Raw genomic sequence first — 902 nt, 5'->3', positions numbered from 1 at the left:
TCGAAGCGGCGCTCGTCGGCCAGCACCTGGCTCATGCCAAGGGAGATCTCCTCGGCACAGGCAAGAGGCAGACCGCTCTGCTCGCGCAACTGCTCGAGCTTGTCGCTCGCCTGCAGCCAGCGCGGGGCCAGGGCGGTGAGGGCCTTGATGTCGCGCTCGAGCTGCTCGCTCTGGTGGCGGCGCTCGGAGCGGCGCNNGCCGAGCTGCCCGGCGCCGGCCACTTCCTTCTCGAGACGGGCAAAGGCGGCGCGCAGCCCCTCCCCTTGCGCCAGCAGGGCACGCTCCTCGATAAGGCGACGGCCAAGCTGCTGGGCCACGGCGTAGGCGTCGCCCCGCTCGGTATCCGGTGCCACGCCAAGGAGCAGCTCCAGGGCCTGCTCGTAGTCGCTGGCGGCCGTCTTGGCCAGGGTCAGCTGCTGCTCGGCATCGAGCACGGCGCGGGTAAGCTGGCTCTCGCGCTCGCGCAGGGCGGCCAGCTGCTGATGGGCGTTGCCGGCGTCGAGATCGGCCAGCTCGCACTGCTCGCGGGCGGTCTCCATCGCCTGCACCGCCTGGCGGTACTGGATGGCGCGGGTCTGCTGGATATCCAACGCCTGCTGGTAGTCCGCCAACTGGGTCTTGAGGCTGTCCACCTCGGCCAGGGCGCGCTCGCGGCGCTCCTCGGCATCGAGCAGTCGGGCCTGGATCTCCTCGACCACGGCGCTTTGCTGTTCGAGTTTGTCGACCAGCTCCTGCAGATCGGTGCGGTAGAGCTCAATCTTCTTCTTGAGCGCCACGGCGGCCATCACCTTGCCCAGGTGCTCGGCGGCGGTCTCGAGCTCGTCGGTCAGGAGCTTCTCGCGGTTGGTAAGCTGATCCACCTCGTCGGCCAGATAGATGGCGCGCTGCTTCTCTTCGGCCAG

1 pseudogene is annotated in these 902 nt (G+C 69.2%); it reads right to left on the bottom strand.

Annotated elements, in window-relative coordinates:
* Positions 1-902, bottom strand: a pseudogene (gene mukB, locus BN1133_RS20350) (chromosome partition protein MukB); the annotation flags it as partial.

The organism is Aeromonas schubertii (assembly GCF_000820105.1).
Taxonomy (GTDB): Bacteria; Pseudomonadota; Gammaproteobacteria; order Enterobacterales; family Aeromonadaceae; genus Aeromonas; species Aeromonas schubertii.
The sequence above is the reverse complement of the archived record's forward strand: the minus strand, read 5'-3'. Positions and strand labels throughout refer to the sequence as shown.